Raw genomic sequence first — 18,335 nt, 5'->3', positions numbered from 1 at the left:
CGATCCCATGCAGGCTTTTCGGCCGTACGCGGTGACAAAGGCACAGCATCTATGTCCGTGAAGAAGACTAGCCAGAAGGAAATCATCTGATGCCTCCGGCAACGCCGCTCGCCGGCACCTGGAACTTCCCGACCTCGATCCGCTTCGGGGCCGGGCGCATCCGCGAGTTGGCCGACGCCTGCAAGACGGTCGGGCTGCGGCGGCCGCTGCTTGTCACCGATCCGGGCCTGGCCAGGCTGGCGATGATCTCCGACGCGACCCTGTCGTTGCGCAAGGCGGGCATCGAGGTCGCGGTGTTCAGCGACCTGAAGCCGAATCCCGTGGCCGCCCATGTCGAGGCGGGCGTGCGCGTGCTGCGCGCCGGTAAGCATGACGGCGTGATCGCCTGGGGCGGCGGCTCGGCCCTCGACGCGGGCAAGGCCATCGCCCTGATGGCGGGGCAGACGCGGCCGCTCTGGGATTTCGAGGCGGGTGGCGACGGGCATACGCGCGCCAACCCGGCGGGCATCCATCCGTCGATCGCCGTGCCGACCGCCGCCGGCACCGGTTCGGAGACGAGCCGAATCTCGATGATCGTCGATGCCGCGACGAAGACGAAGCGGGTGATCTTCCATCCGAAGATGATGCCGCAGCTCGTGATCGCCGATCCCGAGCTGACGGTCGGGCTGCCGGTCAGGTTGACGGCCGGCACCGGCATGAATGCCTTCATCCATTGCTTCGAGGCCTATTGCGCGCCGGGCTATCACCCCTATGCGGAAGGTATCGCCGTCGAAGGCATGCGGCTGGTGAAGGAAAACCTCGCGCGCGCGGTCAGGGACGGGCGCGACATCGAGGCCCGCGGCCACATGCTGGTGGCCGCGCAGATGGGCTCGACGGCCCTGCAGAAGGGCCAGGGCGCGATCCATTCGCTGGCCCATCCGGTGGGCGCCGCGCTCGACACGCATCACGGCCTGACCAACGCGGTCGCCATGCCCTATGTGGTGCAGTTCAATCGCGCCGCCATCGAGGACAAGGTCGTGCGCCTCGCGCGCTGGCTGAACCTGCGCACGCCGACCTTCGAAGGCTTCATGCAGTGGATGCTCGACCTGCGGCGCGAGGTCGGCATTCCCCACACGCTGGCCGAGCTCGGCGTGAAGAGCGAGCATCTCGACAAGTTCTCGGAAATGGCCGCGGTCGATCCGATGGCCGGCGGCAACCCGGTGAAGGCCGGCGTGCCGGAGATGCGCAAGATGTACGAGGCAGCCGTCGCAGGGAGACTCTGATGGCCGCGTTCCCCAGCCACGCCCGCGTCGTCATCATCGGCGGCGGCATCATGGGCTGTTCGACCGCCTATCATCTTGCCAAGCATGGCTGGAAGGATGTCGTGCTGCTGGAGCAGGGACGGCTGAGCGGCGGCACGACGTGGCATGCTGCGGGTCTCGTGGGCCAGCTCCGCAGCGTCCAGAACCTGACGCGGCTGATCCGCTACAGCACCGAACTCTATTCCAAGCTCGAAGCCGAGACCGGTCTCGCCACCGGCTGGAAGCGATCCGGCTCGCTCATCGTGGCGCGCACCGAGGAGCGCATGACCCTGCTGCGCCGCTCCGCCGCCATGGCTGCCGCGCAGGGCGTGGAGTGCGAACCGCTGACGCCGCAGCAGGCCGGCGACAAATATCCGATCATGCGCACCGACGATCTCGTCGGCGCGGTGTGGCTGCCGGGTGACGGCAAGGCCAACCCGGCAGATATCACCCAGTCGCTGGCCAAGGGCGCGCGCAACGGTGGCGTCCGCATCTTCGAGAAGACGAGGGTCACGTCGATCGACACCGAGGATGGACCGAGCGGTCCGCGGGTCACCGGCGTGCAGACGACCGAGGGGCCGATCAAGGCCGACATCGTGGTGAACTGCGGTGGCCAGTGGGCGCGCCAGCTCGGCCGCATGGTCGGTGTGACGGTGCCGCTCTATTCCTGCGAGCACATGTACATCGTCACCGAGAAGATGGAGAACGTGCCGCGCGACCTGCCGGTGATGCGCGACCCCGACGGCTACATCTACTTCAAGGAAGAGGTCGGTGGCCTGCTGATGGGCGGCTTCGAGCCCGACGCCAAGCCGTGGAACAAGGACGTCATCCCCGACGATTTCGAGTTCGGCATGCTGCCGGACGATTGGGACCAGTTCCAGATCCTGATGGACAACGCGTTGATCCGCGTGCCGTCGCTGGAGAAGACCGGCATCAAGACCTTCATGAACGGGCCGGAGAGTTTTACGCCCGACATGAACTACATCCTGGGCGAAGCGCCGCAGCTGCGCGGCTTCTATGTCGGCGCGGGTTTCAACTCGATGGGCATCGCCAGCTCGGGCGGCGCGGGCATGGCGCTGGCGGAATGGATCGTCGCCGGCGAGCCGACGATGGATCTCTGGCCGGTCGACATCAGGCGCTTCGCGGGCTTCCACGGCAACGATGCCTGGCTGCGCAGCCGCGTCGCCGAGACGCTCGGCCTGCACTACAAGATGCCGTGGCCGCAGCGCGAGCAGGAGAGCGGCCGTCCGTTCCGCCGTTCGCCGCTCTACGATCGTCTCAAGGCGCGCGGGGCGTTGTTCGGCAACAAGATGGGCTGGGAGCGGCCCAACTGGTTCGCGGGCGCCGGGAACGTGCCCGAGATGCGCTATGGTTGGGGCCGTGGCGCACCCGGCGGTTGGTTCGATGCGGTTGCCGCCGAGCATCGCGCGACCCGCCAAGGCGTCACGATTAGCGACGAGACCTCATTCGGCAAGCTACTGGTGCAGGGCCGCGATGCCGAAGCCGTGCTGCAACGGCTTTGCGCCAACGACGTCGCCGTGCCGGTCGGACAGACCGTCTATACCGGCGTGCTGAACGAGCGCGGTACCTTCGAGAGCGATCTCACCATCGCGCGCCTCGCCCGCGACAAGTTCCTGGTGATCACCGGCTCGGCCCAGCCGATGCGCGATATGGACTGGCTCGGCCGCCACATGCCGGCCGACGCAAATGCCGTGCTGACCGACGTGACGTCGGGCTGGACGGTGCTGTCGGTCATGGGACCGAAGAGCCGCGAGCTGCTGCAGAAAGTGAGCAAGGCCGATCTCTCGAACGAGGGTTTTCCCTTCGCGACGATCCGCGAGATCGGCATCGGCTATGCCACTGTCCTCGCCTCGCGTCGCACCTACATGGGCGAGTTGGGCTGGGAGCTCTATGTCCCCGTCGAGTTCGCCGTCACCGTCTTCGAAACGCTACATGAAGCGGGCGCCGAAATCGGCCTGCGTGACATGGGTTACTACGCCATCGACACGCTGCGGCTCGAGAAAGGCTACCGCGCCTGGGGCCGCGAGCTGACGCCCGACGACACGCCGTTCCAGGCGGGTCTCGGCTGGGCGGTGAAGCTCGACAAGCCGGGCGGCTTTATCGGCCAGAAGGCGCTGGTCGAGGCCAAGGGCAAGCCGCTCGCCCGGCGGCTGGTGTCGGTCGTGCTGCAGGACAGCGAGCCACTTCTTTGGGGCGGCGAGGCGCTGCTGCGTGACGGCAAGCCGGTCGGCGAACTTACGTCGGCAGCCTATGGCCACACGCTCGGAGCCTCGGTCGGTCTGGGCTACGTGAAGCGCAGCGATGGCGCCGCGATCGATGCCGCCTGGCTGGAGGGCGGTCGCTTCGAGGTCGACCTGGCCGGCACGAAGCTCGCGGCCAAGGTCTCGCTGCGGGCGCCTTACGATCCCAGCGGGTTGCGCACCAAGGGCTGATCGGTCGTCTTGAGGCGCGTCTCGGAGAGCTCGCCGGCGGCTTCGAGGATCGGATAGGCCACGGTCGTCAGGTGGCCGTTGATGCGCTTCAGGTCGCGGATCACGTCCATGTGGATCGAGCTGGTCTCGATCGATTCCGGCCGGCCCTCGCGCAGGCGGGCATAGTGGCTGTCGGCGGCATGGGCCTCGGCCTCGCGCATGGCAGTCTTCTCCGCGACGAGGCGGCGGGCGAGCGTGATGTCGCGGGTGGTGAACACGTTCAACGCCAGCCGAAGATTGTCGAGCACGCGGGCATGGAAGGCGCGCAGTTCGGCGGTGCCCTCGGCCGAGAAGGCGTAGCGGTTCTTGATCTTCTTGGCGGCCAGTTCCATCAGGTTCTTGTCGATGATGTCGCCGGCATGTTCGAGGTTGGTGACGAAGGTCAGGATCTCGACGTAGCGCTTGCCGTCTTCCTCGCCCAGTTCGGTGCGTGAAGTCTGGATCAGGTAGAGCTTGATCGCCTCGTAGAGGCTGTCGACGGCATCGTCCGCGGCCTCGATCGACTTCATCGCGCGGGCGTCGTTCTTCTCGAACACGTCCATCGTCTGGCGCAGCATGTCGGCGACCTTGTCGCCGAGATTGAGCGTCTCGCGCATGGCGCAGGCCAGCGCCTCGGCCGGCGTGTCGAGCACATTGGGATCGAGGTTGCGCGGCTTGCCGGGATCGTCGGTCTGCGGCCGGTCGGGCACCAGGCGGCGGCACAGCGCGGCCATGGGATCGGTCAGTGGCAGGAAGACGATGCCCGCGATCACGCTGAAGGCCGTGTGGAAATTGACCAGCAGGCGGCCGGGCGCGGGATCGAGCATCAGCAGCCACTGATGCAGGTGACCGAGGAATGGCAGCAGCGCCAGGCCGACTGCCACGCGCGTGATCAGGTTGCCGAGCGGCAGGCGCCGCGCCTCGACGTCGGTCGAGGCCTGGTCGAAATAGGGCGCGACCGCGCCGCCGATATTGGCGCCGATCACCATCGCCATGCCGAGCTTGGGATCGATGATGCCGCTGGCGGCAAACGACATGACCAGCAGCACGGTCGACAGGCTGGAATGGATCAGCCAGGTGGCGCCGGTCGCGACCAGGACGGCCATGACATATTCGTCCTGCAGCCCTTCCAATACGGCGACGAAGGCCGGGGCGTTGCGCAACGGCAGGGCCGCGGCTTCCAGCAGGTGCAGCGACAGCAGCATCAGGCCGAGGCCGATGGCGACCCTGCCGAGATGGCGCGCCCGGTCCGAGCTGTTCGACAGGAAGGCGATGACGCCGATGGCGATCATCAGTGGCGAGATCCAGCCGAGCGGGAAGGAAAGGATCTGCGCCGTCAGCGTCGTGCCGACATTGGCACCCAGCATCACGGCGAGGCCGATCGACAGCGAGATCAGCCCGCGGCCGGCGAAGGAGGCCAGCAGCAGGGCGGTCGCCGTGCTCGACTGCAGGACACCCGTCAGCACGACGCCGCCCGCGAAGGCCGAGACGCGGTTGCGCGAGCAGGCACCGATCGCGCGGCGCAGCGAGGCGCCGAAGGCGCGCGTCAATCCCGTGCGCACCATGCGCACGCCCCACAGCAGCAGGCAGACGCTGCCGAGAATGTTCAGGATCGTGTCGACGCCATGCATGATTCCGGAATCCTACGCCTCGTCTTTCGATGACGAAAGTTTTTTGACAATTTTGTTACGACGCAAGTTTAGTCGCTTCATCCATGAACGCACGAACGAGCGCAACCCTCCGGCGCTCCTGCAGGCACACGGCATATTCGGCGACCGCCAGATCCTGATCGGTGATGGTGATGCGGCGGAAACGGCGATCCTCGCCCAACTCGCTCGCAAACACCGCGCCGACGCCGAACCCGGCCGCCACCGCTTCGCGCACGCCTTCGCGGGTCTGCACCTCGACGATCGACGCGGGCCTGATATCGGCCGATGCCATCGCCTGTTCAAGCACTTCCCGTGTGATCGATCCGCGTTCGCGCAGCACCAGCTCCTGGCCGCCGAGCGCGGAGAGCGGTGTGCGGCCGCGTTTGGCAAGCGCATGGCCCGCAGGCGCGAACAGGACGAGGCGATCGGTGCGCAGGCGTACAGCGTGAAGGCGCGGATCGGACAGGCTTTTGGCCATCACCGCAACATCGGCCTCATGGCGCAGCAGGCGTTCGAGGACGACGGCGGAGTTGTCGATCGAGAGCGCAAAGGTGAGCGCGCCGGCGCGCTGGCGCAGCGCTGCCATGATCGGCACGACATGGTGCGCGGAATCGGCGGCAATCCGCAGATGCCCGCGCGTCAGCGCCTGCTCGCCGAGCAGCAGCGCCTGGGCCTCGTCCTGAAGAGCAAAGAGGCGTGTCGTGACGCCGTGCAATTGCCGGCCCGTCTCGGTCGGCGTGACGCTGCGGCCGCGCCGGTCGAACAGGTGGACGCCATAGGCCTTCTCCAGCGCCGTCACCTGGCCCGAGAGGTTGGGCTGGCTGAGGCCGGAGGCGCGGGCGGCGGCGGAGAAGGAGCCGGCCTCGGCCACGAGGTGGAAGGCACGGAGCTGGGTAGGCGTCATATATGATAAACCAATAGTTAACATATGGATTATATACTGGACGGATGGACACCGCGAGCCGATCATCCGCGCCATGAACAAAAAGCCTGCTGCCTCCGAAACCGGCGATCCGCTGCTGCTGACGCCCGGCCCGCTCACCACCTCGGCCAGCGTGAAGCAGGCCATGGTGCACGACTGGGGCTCGCGCGATCAGGGCTTCATCGCCATCAACAAGATGGTCCTGACGAAGATCGTCGAACTGGCAGGCGCGGAAGGCACGCACGTCACCGTGCCGGTGCAGGGCTCCGGCACCTTCGCCGTCGAGGCGATGATCACGAGCTTCGTGCCGAAGTCCGGCAAGCTGCTGGTCCTCATCAACGGCGCCTACGGGCAGCGCGCCAAGAAGATCGCCGAGATCGCCGGCCGCGCCGTCACGACTTACGAGACGCCGGAAGACACGCCGCCGGACCTGGCGAAGCTCGAAGCGATGCTGGTGGCCGATCCCGCCATCACCCACGTCTTCGCCGTCCACTGCGAGACCACCTCGGGCATCCTCAATCCCATCGCCGGCATCGCCGCGCTGGTGCAGAAGCAGAAGCGCCGCCTGCTGGTCGATTCGATGTCGGCTTTCGGCGCGCTCGAGATTGATGCCCGCAACGTCTACTACGACGCGCTCGCGGCCTCCTCGAACAAGTGCCTCGAAGGCGTGCCGGGCCTTGGCTTCGTCGTCTGCCGCAACTCGGCGCTGGCCGAGTGCAAGGGCAACGCCACGACGTTGGTGCTCGACCTGCACGACCAGGCCGAAGGCTTTGCCAAGACCGGCCAGTACCGCTTCACGCCGCCGATCCATGTGATCGTGGCGCTGGGCAAGGCGATCGAGGAGCATGGCGAGGAGGGCGGCGTCGAGGGACGCGGCAACCGCTATCGCGAGAATGCCAAGGTGCTGATCGACGGCATGCGCGCCATGGGCTTCCGCACGCTGCTGCCCAACGCGCTGCAGGCACCGATCATCGTCACCTTCCACATGCCGACCGACCCGAAGTTCGTCTTCCAGAACTTCTACGACGGGCTAAAAGATCGTGGCTATGTGATCTATCCGGGCAAGCTCACCGTGGCGGACTCGTTCCGCATGGGCTGCATCGGCCGGCTGAATGCCGACCACATGCGCGGCGCTTTGGCTGCCGTGCGCGAGGTTCTGGACGAGATGCGGGTCACCAACGGTGGTCCGGCAATGGCGGCAGAATAGGGGAACGAGACATGGCACCCGACAGCATGAACGTCAGCGGCGGCGACATCTCGGTCAACGGCCGCTCCTATCGTCTTCCCCAGCAGCCCGTCGTCGTGGTCTGCGTCGACGGCTCCGAGCCGGGCTATATCGAGCGCGCCGCCGAGGCGGGCCAGGCGCCGTGGTTCGGGAAGGTCCTGAAGGAAGGCACCAACCTCGTGGGCGACTGCGTGGTGCCGAGCTTCACCAACCCGAACAACCTCTCCATCGTCACCGGCCGCCCGCCGGCGGTCCACGGTATCTGCGGCAACTACTTCCTCGACCCCGATACGGGCAAGGAAGTGATGATGAACGATCCGAAGTTCCTGCGGGTCGAGACGCTGTTCCCGGCCTTCCAGCGCGCCGGCTGCCGCATCGCCGTCGTCACCGCCAAGGACAAGCTGCGTGGCCTGCTGGGCAAGGGGCTCGAGCTGGGTACCGGCAAGGCCTGCTCCTTTTCGTCGGAGAAATCCGACAAGGCGACGCTCGCCGAGAACGGCATCGACCATGTGAACGAGCTGGTCGGCATGGGCGTGCCGGACGTCTACAGCGCCGGCCTCTCGGAATTCGTGTTCGCCGCCGGCGTCAAGCTGATGGAGCGGGACCGGCCGCAGATCATGTACCTGTCGACCACCGACTACATCCAGCACAAGCACGCGCCGGGCACGCCGGTCGCCAACGCTTTCTACGCCATGATGGACGGCTACCTGTCCAAGCTCGATGCGATGGGCTGCACCATCGTCGTCACCGCCGACCACGGCATGAACGCCAAGTTCGGCGGCGACGGCCAGCCCGACGTCATCTACCTGCAGGACGTGTTCGACGGCTGGATGGGCAAGGACAAGGCCCGCGTCATCCTGCCGATCACTGATCCCTATGTTGTGCATCACGGCGCGCTGGGCTCCTTCGCGGTCGTCTATTGCGACAACCCCAAGGAGTGGGCGGCCAAGCTGAAGGCGATGCCGGGCATCGAGGCGGCGCTCACCAAGGAAGAGGCGGCGGCAAAGTTCGAGCTACCGGCCGATCGCCTGGGTGATCTGATCGTCGTCTCGACGCAGCACAAGGTTCTGGGCACCTCGGCCTCGCGGCACGATCTCTCGGGCCTCACCGAGCCGTTGCGCAGCCATGGCGGCATCTCGGAGCAGCGCGTGCCGCTGCTCTGCAATCGCAAGCTCGCGAACGCCGACACCGGTTCGCATCGCTGGCGCAACTTCGACGCCTTCGATCTCGCCCTCAACCTCGTCGCCTGAGAGACCGCCAGAATGGACACCATCACTCGCACAGGCTCCGACGTCCGGCACGAGTATCTCCGCATCGCCGGCAAGAAGGTCGAGACCAAGGCGCGCCTCGAAGTGCGCTTCCCCTGGGACAATCGCCTGGTCGGCACCGTGCCGCGCGCCACGCCCGAGCTGGTGGCCGAGGCCTTCCAGATCGCGCACGACTACAAGCCGAAGCTGACGCGCTATCAGCGCCAGCAGATCCTGCTCAAGACCGCCGATCTTCTGGTCTCGCGCAAGGAAGAGCTGTCGCGCCTGATCACGCTTGAGTCGGGCCTCTGCCTGAAAGACTCGCTCTACGAGGTCGGTCGCGCCTACGACGTGTTCACCTTCGCGGGCCAGCTCTGCATGCTGGACGACGGGCAGACCTTCTCCTGCGATCTCACCCCGCACGGCAAGTCGCGCAAGATCTTCACCCTGCGCCAGCCATTGAACGCCATCTCGGCGATCACGCCGTTCAACCATCCGCTCAACATGGTGGCGCACAAGCTGGCGCCGGCCTTCGCGACCAACAACTGCGTCGTGCTGAAGCCGACCGAGCTGACGCCGCTCACCGCGCTGTTCCTCGCCGACACGCTCTACGAGGCAGGCCTGCCGCCGGAGATGCTGTCGGTGATCACCGGCAATCCGTCCGACATCGGCGACGCGATGATCGTCGATCCGCGCGCCGATCTCGTGACTTTCACGGGCTCGGTCAGGGTCGGCAAGTACATCGCCGAGAAGGCGGGTTATAAGCGCATCGTGCTGGAGCTGGGCGGCAACGACCCGCTGATCGTCATGGAAGATGCCGACCTCGACAAGGCGGCCGAACTGGCCGTCGCCGGCGCCACCAAGAATTCGGGCCAGCGCTGCACCGCCGTGAAGCGCATCCTGATCGTCGACAAGGTGGCCGATGCCTTCGTCGAGCGCGTGCTCGCCAAGGCGAAGAAGCTTAAGGCCGGCGACCCGCTCGATCCCGAGACCGATGTCGGCACCGTGATCCACGAGCGCGCCGCCACGCTCTTCCAGAACAGGGTCAGCGAAGCCGTCGCCAATCACGGCGCGAAGCTGTTGCACGGCAACGACCGCCAGGGCGCGCTCTTCCCGCCGACGGTGGTCGACCACGTCGACCCGCGGGCCGAGCTGGTGCGCGAGGAGACGTTTGGCCCGGCGATCCCGATCATCCGCGTGAAAGACATCAACCACGCGATCCAGGTCTCGAACGGCACGGCCTACGGCCTGTCATCGGGCGTCTGCACCGATCGCCTGGACTACATCACCAAGTTCGTCGACGAGCTGCAGGTCGGCACGGTGAACATCTGGGAAGTGCCGGGTTACCGCATCGAGATGTCGCCGTTCGGCGGCATCAAGGACTCCGGCCTTGGCTACAAGGAAGGCGTGCTGGAAGCGATGAAGAGCTTCACCAACGTGAAGACCTGGTCGCTGCCCTGGCCGGGCTAGCAGAGAGTCCCGTCGTCCTGAGCGCAGCCGCCCGCAGGGCGGCGTAGTCGAAGGACCTCTTTTACTGGCGCACGGTGTGTCGAGACGAAAATAGGTCCTTCGACTGCGCGCCTGCGGCGCTCCGCTCAGGACGACGGCGTCTTTTGATTTTGACGTGCCGTGCGCCGGTCGGCATCCGTTGACCCGCTGGAGCGTTAGCTCCGGTCAGCCAGGGAGATGCGCATGTCCGAGACCAAGCACTATTTCGGAAGCTGCCACTGCGGCGCCGTTGCCTTCGATGTCGATCTCGACGTTTCAGGCGCGCTGAAGTGCAATTGCTCGATCTGCAGCCGGCTGGGGGCCGTCTGGGCCTTTGCGCCCAAGGCGAGCTTCACCCTGAAGTCGGGCGCCGACACGCAGGGCGACTACCAGTTCGGCAAGAAGTCGCTGCATCACCGCTTCTGCACCAAGTGCGGCATCGAGAGCTATGCCGAGGGATCGATGCCCGACGGCACGCCGACCGTCGGCATCAATCTCCGCTGCGTCGAGGGTCTCGACGTCGACAAGCTGAAGCCGCAGCCGTGGGACGGCCGCAGCAAATAGCCGTCACCCTCACGGCGGGGTCGTGTCGGCTTTCTCCCAGGTCTTGTCCGGATTGTAGGCGGTGATCGCCGCCTGCTTGGTCGCGGTGTCCGGGCCGAGATCCTGCTCGTAGACGACGCCGTCCTGGTTGACCATGAAGGTCATCACGCCGGTGTCGCCGTAGCGGACCGGCCAGGCGAGGATGGCAAACCCGCCGATCATGCGGTCCTTCACCAGATAGTCGTAGGCGCCGCCGGGCGCGTCGGGACCCTGCGAATAGAGCAGGCGGAAGCGGTAGCCGTAATAGCCGTCCTCGGTGCCGCCCTGGCCATGGGCCTGCGCGGTCGCAAGGGCGGGGCCGATCGGGCTCTCCGGTTCGCCGGGCGCGACATCCCAGTAGAGACCGTCCTTCTTGCCCGGCGAGCTGAGCAGCCGCCGTGCATAGACCGGCGAGCCGATCTTCATCGGATCGAGAGCGGCGTATTCATGCTCGGCATCGACCAGCGCCAGCAGGCTCTGGATGACCGACAGTTCGTTGCGGCCGATGCGGCGCGCCGTGATTTCCTTGCGGCCGGCCTCGGTGTCGAAGCGCCACTGGTCGCCGTCCTTCACGATGGGGATCGGGCCGGTCCAGCCGGTGGTGCCGGCCTCGATGGTCGCCTTGTTGCCGTCGACCACGACCTTGTGGCTTGCGTCCCAGGCCTGCAGGAACTTCGCGCGCAGCTCTTCCTCGTCCGCGGGGCGGCCCAGCACGAAGTCGCGCCAGCCGGCGCCCAGTATGGCGGTCACGGCATTGGTGTCGTCGCGCCGGATCGCGTCGGTGAGTGCATCCGCCGCTGCCTCGGCTGTCGCGAAGCCTTGTTGCTTTGCGGGCTGCTGGGCAGACGCTCCCGCGGCAAGGCCGGCGACAAGGGCGAGGGCGAGGAACGCCTTCCGGAACATTGAAGCGCTCATCGCCGACCTCCCACGTGCCCGCCACCGCCACCGACATGCCCGCCGCCACCGCCCGCGCGTGCACCGCCGCCGCCGCCACGTGCGCCGCCCCCGCCGCTTGGATGTGTGGCGGCGCGGGATTGCTGGGCGCGGCCGCGCGCGGCCTCGCGATTGGCGCGTTGACCGTTATCGACACCGCGAATGGCGCCACCGCCGCGCGGGGCGCCGGCATGGTTCTGGAAGTTGGGATGCTGGCCGCCAGCGGCGCGGTTGGTGATGTTGGGCCGCTGGGCCGCACCGCCGCCCGCGCGGTTGGGCAGGTTCGGATGCTGACCGCCGGCGTTCGGCAGGTTGGGTCGCGCATTGGCCTGTCCGCCGGCCGGGCGGTTCTCGAGCCGGCCGCGGAATTCCTGGCGCTGGTCGACGCCCGGCCGTGCCTGATTGAACTTCTGGCGGGTCGCCGGATCGCGATAGGCGACACCCTTGCGGTGGATCGGCTCGTGCTGCCAGCGGCCGTTGTTGATGTTGTTGACGTTGAAGTTGCGGTCGATGTTGACGGCGCGATTGACGTTCACGTTCACATAACTGTTGCCGCGACCCCAGTTCCAGCCGCCGAAGATAGCGCCCGCCGCGGCGATGCCGACGCCGAACATCAGGCCGCGCAGCAACGCCGAGCCGTAACCGTAGTTCGGCGGCGGCGGATAGTAGGTCGGCGGATAGGCGGGGTAGGGCCAGGTGCCGTAAACTGTGTTGGGATTGTAGGCCGGCACGTAGATCACTTCGGGATTGGTCGGCGCGATCACGATCGTGCGATCCGTGCCCGATCCCTGCGAGGTGACGGTCTGCTCCTTGCCGCTCTGCAGGTTACCTGCGGCGTCGGCCTTGGCGCGCAGTCGCTGGATCGAATCGGCGACGTCCTGCTCCTGGCCGATCATCGCGTCGCCGACTTTCTGCATCCAGTCGAGATTGTCGCTGAGCTGCGTCAGTATCTGCGGGAAGGCGACCAGCGACTTCACGCTGACGTCCCAGCTCTTGTCCGCCACCGCCTTGACGGCGGCATCGCCCTTGATCGTCGGATTGGCCTTGGACCAGCGCGCCGCCTCGACCACCTCCAGTGGATAGCTGGCCGCCATCAGCGTCTGCGCCAGCACGGCATCGGGATAGAGCGCGATCGGCGCCAGCATCTGGTCGAGCTGTTCGGGCGTGAAGGCCGGCTTGGTGGTGTCCTGCGCCCAGGCTCCCCGCGCGGCGCTTGCCGCCAGCACGGCAGCGAGGGCGGTCATCAGGCTGCGACGCTGCATGGAATTCTCCTCGTGGTCGCCCACTCTACCTGTTCGGCAGACCATTACGAGATCATGATGGTTTTGAGTGGGCGGGCAATGCCGAGCGCCATCCAAATTTGCACTCCTGTCACTGCAAACTGTGCTTGAAGCCACGCCGCCGTTTGTATGTTAGCCCAAGGCACGTAACTCGGGGGAGTTCCATGAAGGTTGGACACATCATTCGCGCACTCGGCCTCGCCGGCCTGGCGCTGACGCTCTGCGGACTGCCCGCCGCCGCCCAGTCGACGCTCGAACTGGTCAAGAAGCGTGGCCAGCTCAACTGCGGCATCAATGGCGAGCTGCCGGGCTTCTCGGCCAAGGCGCCGCAGGGCTGGGCGGGCCTCGACGTCGACATGTGCCGGGCGGTCGCCGCCGCCGTGCTGGGTGACGCGGCGAAGGTCAACTTCGTGCCGCTGACGGCCCAGCAGCGTTTTGCCGAGCTGCAGGCCGGCAAGGTCGACATGCTCGCGCGCAATTCTACGATCACGTTGCAGCGTGACGTCGGGACCGAGGTCGATTTCGCGGCGATCAATTTCTACGACGGCCAGTCCTTCGCCGTGTCGAAGAAGATCGGCGTGACCGCGCCGTCGGGCCTCGGCTCGTCCAAGATCTGTGTCGTGAAGGGCACCACGCACGAAGCCAACATGACCAACTGGTTCAAGGCCCGCCGCTACGTGATCCAGCCCGTGCAGTTCGACACCGCCGACGCCATGTACGAGGCCTTCTTCGCCAGCCGGTGCACGGCCATGACCCAGGACGCGACGGCGCTCGCGGCCGTGCTGGCGGCCCGCAACAAGCAGGCCGACTACATGGTCCTGCCGCAGTTGATCTCGCGTGAGCCGCTCGGCCCCTATGTGCGCCGCAACGACGATGCGTGGGTCGACATCGTGCGCTGGTCGTTCCAGGCGATGATCCTGGCCGAGGACCTGAACCTCACCCGGGATTCGGTCGCCGGCGAGCGCCAGTCGACCGACGCCGACGTCCGTCAGTTGCTCGGCACCATCCCGGGCAACGGCAAGGCGCTCGGCCTCGAGGAGGAGTGGGCCTACGACATCATCCGCCAGGTCGGGAATTACGGCGAGAGCTTCGACCGCAATCTCGGCGCCCGTTCAGCCCTCAAGCTTGAGCGCGGGGCAAACGCGCTGTGGAACAAGGGCGGACTGATGTATCCGCTGCCGATGCGATGAACGACGGACCTCGCGTCGATCCGTGACCGTCGCGCTTCTTCTCCTTCTCAAGATCACCGTCACGCTCATCATCTTCGGCATCGGGCTCGACTCGACGCCGCACGATGCGATCCGGTTGTTCCGGCATCCCGCGTTGCTGCTGCGCTCGCTGCTGGCGATGTACGTGCTGGTGCCGCTGGCGGCGGTCATCCTGGTCTGGGTGCTGCCGTTACCGGCCGGCGTCGAGGCCGGCCTGCTGGTGCTGGCGGTCTCGGCCGGGGCGCCGCTGTTGCCGCGCAAGCTGCTGGGCATCGGTGACGGCGCATACATCTTCAGTCTGGTCGTCGTTTCGTCGGTGCTGGCCGTGATCTTCGTGCCGGTCTGGCTCAATTTGCTGGTCCCGCTTTTTCCCCGGCTGCCGCACCTCGAACCGGAGCGGGCGGCGCTGATCCTGGGCGAGTCCTTCTTCCTGCCGCTGCTGGCGGGGATGGCCGTACGCTGGGTATTCCCGACGTTCGCGGCAAAAATCGGCTCCCGCGTGGTCGGCCTGGCCGGCCTCGTCCTGACGCTTTCCGCCGTCGCCCTGCTGGCCGTGAACTGGCATGTCGCGGTCGAGGTCAAATGGCAGGGCGTCGTGGCGCTCGCGGTCTTGATCCTGATGGCGCTGGTCATCGGCCATCTGGTCGGCGGACCTGACGAGGAGAACCGCACGGCGCTCGCCATCGCCTGCGCAACGCGGCACATTGGAGTTGCGGTGTTCGTCGCCTCGGCATCGCCCGGCGGCCGCGTTGCCGTGGTGATGTCGGTCTATATCGCGATCTCGGTGGCGGTCACGCTGCCCTATCTGCGCTGGCGTCGGAATGTGAAAGCGGCGCGGTTGAAATAATCTCGATTGCCCTGCAGAGAGCGGCCGGGACAAACTGCGCCGCGCATTTTCGAGTAGGGGAATATTCATGAGCGTCAGCCAGGCCGAGAAGGCCCGTAAATTCCGTGCGTTACATGACGCGAAGGGCGCTTTCATCATCGCCAATCCGTGGGACGCTGGCTCGGCGCGGGTGCTGGCGGGGCTCGGCTTCGAGGCACTGGCGAGTTCGAGCGGCGCCAAGGCCGGCGTGCTAGGCAAGCGCGACGGTCGCGTGACACGCGAGGAGGCTCTGGCCAACGCGCGGCTGATCGTGAACGCCACCGACCTGCCGGTGGCGGCTGACCTCGAGAAGGGCTTCGGCGATTCGCCGAACGACGCGGCCGAGACGATCCGCATGGCCGCTGGCGTCGGCCTGGTCGGTGGCTCGATCGAGGATGCGACCGGCAATCCCGACCAGCCGCTGTTCGACATCGACACGGCGACGACGCGCATCAAGGCGGCGGTCGAGGCCGCGCGCTCGCTGCCGGTGCCGTTCATCCTGGCCGCGCGCGCCGAGGGCTTCCTGCGCGGCAAGCCCGACCTCGGCGACGTGATCAAGCGCCTGCAAGCCTTCGAGGCTGCCGGCGCCGACGTGCTGTTCGCGCCGGGCCTGCCCGATCTCGCTTCGGTGAAGAAGGTCTGTAGCTCGCTGCGCAAGCCGTTCAACTTCATGGTCGGCATCAAGGGAAAGTCGTTCACCAAGGCCGAGCTGGAAGCCGCCGGCGTGAAGCGCATCAGCCTCGCCACTTCGCTCTATCGCGCGGCCATGACCGGGCTGGTGGATGCGGCCAAGGAAGTGCAGGAGAAGGGCACCTTCACCTATCTCGACCGGTCGATTCCGACACCCGACCTCAACGCGTTCATGAAGGAGTAGAGACCGGAGATGCTGACCGAAGACGAGATGAAGCGCATCGCCGCCGAAGAGCGCTATCGCCATTCGATCCGCAAGTCACTGGAAGAGGAAGCCGCGGCGCCCGCGCCCGAGCCGGCACCGCCGGCGCCTCCCGAGAAGAAGAGCTTCGGCTCGAAACTCTACGAGTTCCTGAACAGCTCCGTCGGCATGTGGCTCCTGTCCTCGGTCGTGCTGACCGGAGGGGCCGCCTTCCTGCAGCAGGTCCAGCACGATCACGAGATCTCGCAGAAGAACCGGACCGACCTGGTCACGCACCGGTTCGAGATCGAGCACCGGCTGGACGGAATGGGCTTCCTGCTGAAGCGCGCCAAGACGGTGGGCGATGCCAAGGCAGCCCTGAACGGCATCTACAAGAGCGCGATCCCTCTGACGCCGGAGCTGCAGAACCGCAGCCTCGCTTCGCTCTATCTCACGGTCTATCCGATGCTGGCCGGCACCGAGAAGGAGCGGACCAACAAGGCCTACAATCTCGTGAAGCAGTTGGAGGAGGTCGAGTTGCTGCTGGCGCCGCAGCCCGACAACACGCCGCTCAGCGACGCGCAGCGCAATCACATCAACAAGCTGATGGCTGCGATCCAGCAGCTCAAGTTCGAACAGTCATAGGACGTCGACCCCGTTTCTTCGTGTAAGCTGTCTCCAAAGAGAAAGTAGCGGGGAAACGGGATGTTCTACGGCTGGCGCGTCGTCGCCGCCTGCTTCGTCATTGCAGCCGTAGCCTGGTCGCTCGGCCTGTTCGGATCGAGCGTCTACCTGCAGGCCGTGACCTCAGCGCACGGCTGGCCGATCGCCGAAGTGGCGTCGGCCATCACGGTGTTCTTCCTCGTGAGCGCCGCCATCCAGCGCGTCGTCGGGCGCAGCATCGACCGCTGGGGACCGCGCCCGGTCCTGCTGCTGGGGCTCGCCTGCATGGCGACGGGCGTGTCGCTGATCGGCCAGGTCGCCGCGCCGTGGCAGCTCTATCCCTGTTTCGTCCTGCTGGGCTTCGGCTGGTCGACGCTCTCGATGACCGGCATCACCACGACGGTGGCGCCCTGGTTCGAGCGTCATCAGGGCCGCTCGATGACGCTCGCGATCATGGGCGCGAGTGTCGGCGCCATCGCGGGCGTGCCGTTGCTGCTGCTGGCCATCGGAGAACTCGGCCTCGGGCGCGGCCTGGTCGTCGCCGGGATCGTCGCGCTGCTCCTGCTCGGACCGCTGATCGTGATCGTGCTGCGCTATCGCGGCCCGGCCGATCTCGGCCTGCATCGCGACGGTGAAGCCTTGGACAGGGGCGCAAAGCCCGTGGTGCATTTTCCCGTGATCGCGACGCCCGCCAACCGCGGCTGGTTGCTCTGGAGCGCGACCGTCGCCTTTGCCCTGGGTCTCACCATCCAGATCGGCTTCATCACTCACCATGTCGCCCTGGCCGAGCCGCTGTTTGGACGGGCAGGGGCGGGCATGCTGGTCAGCGCCGCGGGCCTGTCGGCGTTCATTGGCCGCCTGATCCTGGCGCGTATCGTCGACCGCGTGAATGCGCGACGGCTGGGCTGTCTTGTCATGATCGCGCAGGCCGCATCGCTTCTCGCCATCGCGCTCTGGCCGACCGTGCCTGTGCTGATCGTGGCGAGCCTCGTCTATGGCTACGGCATCGGCCATGTGACGACCCTGGGCCCAGTCGTGGTACGGCGCGAGTTCGGTGCCGCCGCGTTCGGCACGACCTACGGCACGGCTGCGACCGCGATCCAGCTGACCTCGGCCTTTGGACCGGCACTGTTCGGCTTCCTGCGCGACGGATTCGGCGGCTATGGGCCGGGGTTCGTCATCGCCGCCGCCATCACCCTGATCGGCTGCGCATCCCTGTTCATCGGCGGCCGCGTTGGAGGCATAGTGCCGACCGATTCGTCAGGAGTGAAAACATGAGTACCAGCGACATCACCCGCGTTCCCAATCCCCGCGTGCCGGCCAAGTCCTCGGTCGCCGTCTACCGCCTGCCGGGTGGCGGCGGCTTCCTGTGGGGCGTGGCGACGTCGCCCGATCGCACGCAGGACATCCGCGTCCAGACGCTGGGCGCGCTGGGCGTGATCGACGGCTACCTGAAGGACGCCGGCCTCGACCGCACGCGTATCGTAAAGGCCGAGATCGTCGTCACCGACCACGACAACAAGCCGGCCTTCGACGAAGCCTGGGCCACATGGATGCCGGCCAACCACGGCCCGGTCCGTTCCTTCGTGCAGTCGGTCATGCCGGAGGGCGACCTGATCGAGATCATCATCACGGCGGCGTTGTAACGGCG

At 66.7% G+C, this 18,335-nt stretch carries 16 protein-coding genes; 12 read left to right on the top strand and 4 right to left on the bottom strand.

The genetic code is table 11. The features are described from left to right. Positions 1–89 precede the first annotated feature (89 nt). Together AC1RP5_RS22165 and AC1RP5_RS22160 are read left to right on the top strand one after the other, a co-directional pair. The gene (locus AC1RP5_RS22165; protein WP_493114321.1) at positions 90–1,262 is read left to right on the top strand and encodes an iron-containing alcohol dehydrogenase; all 1,173 of its coding nucleotides are present in this window, start codon (positions 90–92) and stop codon (positions 1,260–1,262) included. Beyond that, entirely contained in the window at positions 1,259–3,733 is a 2,475-nt protein-coding gene (locus AC1RP5_RS22160) for a GcvT family protein (RefSeq protein ID WP_493115244.1), read from the top strand. The genes AC1RP5_RS22165 and AC1RP5_RS22160 overlap by 4 nt, the downstream gene beginning before the upstream one ends. On the opposite strand, the gene AC1RP5_RS22155 is transcribed toward AC1RP5_RS22160, so the two are convergent. Together AC1RP5_RS22155 and AC1RP5_RS22150 are read right to left on the bottom strand one after the other, a co-directional pair. Further along, positions 3,700–5,382, bottom strand: a complete 1,683-nt coding sequence (locus AC1RP5_RS22155) for a Na/Pi cotransporter family protein (RefSeq protein WP_493114319.1) — start codon at positions 5,380–5,382, stop codon at positions 3,700–3,702. The two genes, AC1RP5_RS22160 and AC1RP5_RS22155, sit on opposite strands and share 34 nt — an antisense overlap. A 55-nt stretch (positions 5,383–5,437) precedes the next feature. Continuing rightward, complete coding sequence (locus AC1RP5_RS22150) at positions 5,438–6,379, bottom strand: LysR substrate-binding domain-containing protein (protein ID WP_493114318.1); 942 nt, start codon at positions 6,377–6,379, stop codon at positions 5,438–5,440. Here AC1RP5_RS22150 and AC1RP5_RS22145 point away from each other — a divergent pair. From AC1RP5_RS22145 to AC1RP5_RS22130, 4 genes are all read left to right on the top strand, one after another. Continuing rightward, positions 6,378–7,529, top strand: a complete 1,152-nt coding sequence (locus tag AC1RP5_RS22145) for a 2-aminoethylphosphonate--pyruvate transaminase (RefSeq protein WP_493114317.1) — start codon at positions 6,378–6,380, stop codon at positions 7,527–7,529. The genes AC1RP5_RS22150 and AC1RP5_RS22145 overlap by 2 nt on opposite strands. Before the next feature lie 11 nt (positions 7,530–7,540). Next, entirely contained in the window at positions 7,541–8,797 is a 1,257-nt protein-coding gene (gene phnA, locus AC1RP5_RS22140) for a phosphonoacetate hydrolase (protein ID WP_493114315.1), read from the top strand. 12 nt (positions 8,798–8,809) lie between these two features. Beyond that, on the top strand, positions 8,810–10,264 hold the full coding sequence (gene phnY / locus AC1RP5_RS22135; protein ID WP_493114314.1) for a phosphonoacetaldehyde dehydrogenase: 1,455 nt from the start codon (positions 8,810–8,812) through the stop codon (positions 10,262–10,264). A 222-nt stretch (positions 10,265–10,486) separates the two neighbouring features. After that, positions 10,487–10,846 carry a GFA family protein gene (locus AC1RP5_RS22130; RefSeq protein WP_493114313.1) on the top strand — a complete coding sequence of 120 codons (360 nt, stop codon included), beginning with the start codon at positions 10,487–10,489 and terminating at the stop codon, positions 10,844–10,846. A 9-nt stretch (positions 10,847–10,855) separates the two neighbouring features. On the opposite strand, the gene AC1RP5_RS22125 is transcribed toward AC1RP5_RS22130, so the two are convergent. Both AC1RP5_RS22125 and AC1RP5_RS22120 read right to left on the bottom strand, forming a co-directional pair. After that, positions 10,856–11,779 carry a DUF2950 domain-containing protein gene (locus AC1RP5_RS22125; RefSeq protein ID WP_493114311.1) on the bottom strand — a complete coding sequence of 308 codons (924 nt, stop codon included), beginning with the start codon at positions 11,777–11,779 and terminating at the stop codon, positions 10,856–10,858. After that, positions 11,776–13,059 (bottom strand): DUF3300 domain-containing protein, encoded by a 1,284-nt coding sequence (locus AC1RP5_RS22120; RefSeq protein WP_493114309.1) that lies wholly within the window; start codon positions 13,057–13,059, stop codon positions 11,776–11,778. Before AC1RP5_RS22120 ends, AC1RP5_RS22125 begins: the two co-directional genes overlap by 4 nt. Positions 13,060–13,241: 182 nt before the next feature. On the opposite strand from AC1RP5_RS22120, the gene AC1RP5_RS22115 reads away from it, so the two are divergent. The 6 genes from AC1RP5_RS22115 to AC1RP5_RS22090 all read left to right on the top strand — a co-directional run bounded on the left by AC1RP5_RS22115 (position 13,242) and on the right by AC1RP5_RS22090 (position 18,330). Beyond that, on the top strand, positions 13,242–14,267 hold the full coding sequence (locus tag AC1RP5_RS22115) for an amino acid ABC transporter substrate-binding protein (protein ID WP_493114307.1): 1,026 nt from the start codon (positions 13,242–13,244) through the stop codon (positions 14,265–14,267). A gap of 22 nt (positions 14,268–14,289) precedes the next feature. Then, positions 14,290–15,132, top strand: a complete 843-nt coding sequence (locus AC1RP5_RS22110; RefSeq protein WP_493114306.1) for a bile acid:sodium symporter family protein — start codon at positions 14,290–14,292, stop codon at positions 15,130–15,132. Between the two features lie 67 nt (positions 15,133–15,199). Next, a complete protein-coding gene (locus AC1RP5_RS22105) occupies positions 15,200–16,024 on the top strand; it encodes an isocitrate lyase/PEP mutase family protein (RefSeq protein WP_493114304.1) in 825 nt (274 codons plus the stop codon). A gap of 9 nt (positions 16,025–16,033) precedes the next feature. After that, positions 16,034–16,666: a hypothetical protein gene (locus tag AC1RP5_RS22100; RefSeq protein WP_493114302.1), complete on the top strand. Its 633-nt coding sequence runs from the start codon at positions 16,034–16,036 to the stop codon at positions 16,664–16,666. A 60-nt stretch (positions 16,667–16,726) separates the two neighbouring features. Next, on the top strand, positions 16,727–17,962 hold the full coding sequence (locus AC1RP5_RS22095) for an MFS transporter (RefSeq protein ID WP_493114301.1): 1,236 nt from the start codon (positions 16,727–16,729) through the stop codon (positions 17,960–17,962). Then, the gene (locus AC1RP5_RS22090) at positions 17,959–18,330 is read left to right on the top strand and encodes a RidA family protein (protein WP_428681214.1); all 372 of its coding nucleotides are present in this window, start codon (positions 17,959–17,961) and stop codon (positions 18,328–18,330) included. Before AC1RP5_RS22095 ends, AC1RP5_RS22090 begins: the two co-directional genes overlap by 4 nt. The last annotated feature ends 5 nt before the right edge of the window (positions 18,331–18,335 follow it).

The organism is Reyranella sp. GW821-FHT12G01, assembly GCF_058806575.1.
The sequence above is the reverse complement of the archived record's forward strand: the minus strand, read 5'-3'. Positions and strand labels throughout refer to the sequence as shown.